This is a genomic window from Candidatus Methylarchaceae archaeon HK02M2, assembly GCA_024256165.1.
Lineage (GTDB): Archaea > Thermoproteota > Nitrososphaeria > Nitrososphaerales > JACAEJ01 > HK02M2.
Genome location: JAKLZG010000041.1, coordinates 1 through 3,280, shown reverse-complemented (window position 1 = coordinate 3,280; position 3,280 = coordinate 1). Strand labels below are relative to the sequence as shown.

The window sequence follows — 3,280 nt, the reverse complement described above, 5'->3', positions numbered from 1 at the left end:
ACTTGTGAAACAACACATTTGACGCGTGGATCGACGGCACCTACCATCAGTACATGACCACCGCTGTAACTAGTACCCCATATACCGATTTTTTCCTTGTCCACTTCCGGTAAAGTACGGGCAAATGAAATAGCATGGCGATAATCGCCCACCTGAGCCCAAGGATCTATTTCTTGTCTGGGTTCACCATCGCTTGCACCAAAGTTGCGATTATCGAAGACTAATACACCAAGACCCGCATCAGCGAAGACTTCGGCATACTTATCTAGATACATTTCTTTGACTGCAGTAAAGCCATGAGCCATAATGATCGTCGGCACTGGTCCAATCGATCCATCAGGTAGATATAACCAACCTCGTAACGTTACGTTTTCGGCATCAAACTCAATATCTCGTCGAATTTTAATCCCTCCTCCAATTTGGGAATTTATAGAGCGCCCCTCCTCGGCGCTTGGAAAGCAAATTAATGTCTTTTTTGGTTTATTCTATCCATTTTAGGATTTTTATTTCGCGAGGTGGAGGTGATGATTTTTCTGCAGGATATCCAAATATCAGTGGTGCTACAAGTTCATGATCTCCAGGGACTCCTACTTCAGCAAGTATCTCAGGTTGCATGTTTAAAACCCTAGCCCATCCAACGAAGCAACTACCCAGTCCTAACTCATGGGCCTTCAAGAACATATTTTGACTAAGTAACCCACAATCCAATAATTTCACATCCCGTAGAGATCCCTCTATTTTTTTAACACAAACTAGTATTACTAATGGTGCTCCGAAGAACTGGGCATAATCAACGGTTTTCCTTGCCGCCTCCCAATCCATCTGCGAAACAATTTCTGTGGTTTTTACCGACAATTTGTTGATTGTGTCCTTATCTTGAATTACGACAAATTTCCAGGGTTGGGCATTAAACGCAGAAGGAGCCCAGACACCCGAATCTAATAGTTTGTCAACAATTTCCTTAGGAACAGGGGTATCTTTATAGGCTCTACAACTCCTCCTCTCATGAATACATTCATCTAAACTCACTGTCTCTCCCCTCCTTATTATGGCACTTGTAGAATGTATCTATGTCCTAATTTACTTTTATACTTTCACACTCACGTGTTGAGGATGAATCCTTCCTCTTTTAAAACTCTGCAAAGCTTTGTAAAACAGGTAGCGTTTGTTCAGGTTTCCACTTGGATATTGTAGCAATTACTGGCATTTATTCATCCTCTCCTTATTTTAGGTACTTATATAGCGCCTCTCATCGGCGTATGAGCGTGTAGGGGTCACATTTATCTGAGAATCTTTCATACAATTCTAACAATAATGATACTATTTAAAGTGGGGTGGAATCTCCCCCTCTTCCACCCCTTGACTTGTCATAATATAATTTTTGATAAGTTATTTTTTTATATATGACAAGCCAAAGTATAATATATGACAAGTTATATATATAATTTTCTTTTACAAATGACAAAATAAAACCTAACTTACTAATCCAACGAACCCTGAAATTAAAGCAAAAATTTCTGAAAGTTTAAAATAATTGGTTGGAAAACGTGCAAAATCTGAAATTAATTTAAAGACTTAATCTTTATGAGTTAAGTGCTAGGGAGACCGTGATGCACTTGATGCAAGTGAACACCGTACACTACCACAATTTATCCCATCCTGAAGGAATGGGCTTTCGCTTAGCTACCTCCAGGTAATCCATTAGGATAACGAGTTGGGAAATAATAATCATCTAATCTTTTAGCAGTATTAACCGTGTTAAATTCCCTATCAATAGTTGAAGCCATTCTTAACAAAACAAAAACTGAATGTGTAAAAATCGTTTCTTCTTCCTTTAAATAGAGATATGCCTTCAAGGCCTTTTCTGCGCTTTGTTGACAGAGATATAATGCAAGATAAAAACGTTTTGCATTTACTAGCAGTTCTGCATCTTTTAATTCTTCTTCTGCCTGTGTTAGCCACCTAAGGGACTCTTTTTAGGGTCTGACTTCATAAATTATCTTCCCCCGTTTTTAATACATGTCGTAAGAATCTACTCAATGGAAGATTTTCATTGAGTTCATTTTCTGTATACGCTAGTATATCACAGTCTACAGACCTCTCTATAGTCTCATAGATCTCTTTCATCCAATCTTTTCCTGATTTTGTAGGAGGAATAATAACAAGAAGGTCTAAATCACAACTATTATTTACAGTATAATTATTCATAAAAATATAAGAATTCTCTGAAAGGATTAGCAGCTAATTATAGCAAATAGCTATTAAGTCTTTATTTTCAAACTTTCATCATTATGCACAAAAACATATTACAATACGATGAAATCCGAACAACATAGAAAAGACATTAAGAATTTTACCGAATTACATTTTGCAAGAAAACAAAAAAGAAGAAGATATAAAGGGTTGCTTAGATGTCTGTATCATCTCCAGAGTCATTTACCACATTCCGAAAACTCTCTGAACTTGGGGAACAAATCGATGCTACCACAAAACGCCTAAAAAAAATGCATTTGGCAGGTGAGTTTCTTGATAGTATATCAATTGAAGAAGTAGAAGCAGCAGCGTTATTACTGATTGGACAACCATTTCCCCGTACTAGCCAACGTACACTTGATCTCGATTGGTCTGCCCTTTCTCAGATCCTTCAAGAATTACTTAACCCTCCCCCGAATACCATAAGCAAAATTTTCAGGGAAACTGGTGATATAGGCGAGGTAGTTCGTCGAATATACAAAAAATCCAGCGGAATCCGACAAACAACTCTATTCAGCACTCCTCTAACTATTCCAGATGTTTATCAAACCCTTGCAGCGATTGCCGACATCAAAGGATCTGGTTCTCGTAAAAGAAAAATTACCTTACTTCGCTCTCTCTTTACTCGGGCAACTCCACTAGAAGCTAAGTATTTAACAAAACTCCTCTTTCGTGATCAGCGAATTGGCTTTAGTGAGGGAATGCTAGAAAGCACTATTGCCCGAAAATTTAAATTACCTTTGGCACTTGTTCAACGAGCAAATATGCTTCGAGGAAATATTGGTGAAGTAGCACGTATTGCTAAAGCTGAAGGTGCTGAAGGCATGCAAAAAGTGAAACTTCGTCCATTTACACCTCTTCTTCCTATGTTGGCTACCCGAGCAACTGATCTTGATGATACTTTTCAACAATATGACGGTGAATGGGCTTTTGAAATGAAACTTGATGGAGCAAGGGTACAAATCCATATGCAAGAGAATGATGGGACAACAGAAACTCGCATTTATAGCCGTCGACTTACCGATGT

The 3,280-nt window shown here is 38.2% G+C and carries 4 protein-coding genes; 1 reads left to right on the top strand and 3 read right to left on the bottom strand.

The window, feature by feature from the left end:
- The 3 genes from L6N96_03335 to L6N96_03325 all read right to left on the bottom strand — a co-directional run.
- On the bottom strand, window positions 1-389 hold a 389-nt coding region (locus L6N96_03335), incomplete at its 3' end, for an alpha/beta fold hydrolase (GenBank protein ID MCP8323195.1).
- Window positions 390-480: 91 nt separating this feature from the next.
- Window positions 481-1,029, bottom strand: coding sequence for a nitroreductase (locus tag L6N96_03330; GenBank protein ID MCP8323194.1), 549 nt, complete (start codon window positions 1,027-1,029; stop codon window positions 481-483).
- 960 nt (window positions 1,030-1,989) lie between these two features.
- The gene (locus L6N96_03325) at window positions 1,990-2,208 is read right to left on the bottom strand and encodes a hypothetical protein (protein MCP8323193.1); all 219 of its coding nucleotides are present in this window, start codon (window positions 2,206-2,208) and stop codon (window positions 1,990-1,992) included.
- Window positions 2,209-2,411: 203 nt separating this feature from the next.
- Between L6N96_03325 and L6N96_03320 the strand changes: the two genes are divergently transcribed.
- The coding region (locus L6N96_03320) for a hypothetical protein (GenBank protein MCP8323192.1) at window positions 2,412-3,280 on the top strand (869 nt) is incomplete at its 3' end.

Bases quoted from the DNA above. Each gene is read 5' to 3' on its own strand.
- L6N96_03325 (MCP8323193.1), bottom strand. From the start codon at position 2,208: ATGAATAATTATACTGTAAATAATAGTTGTGATTTAGACCTTCTTGTT.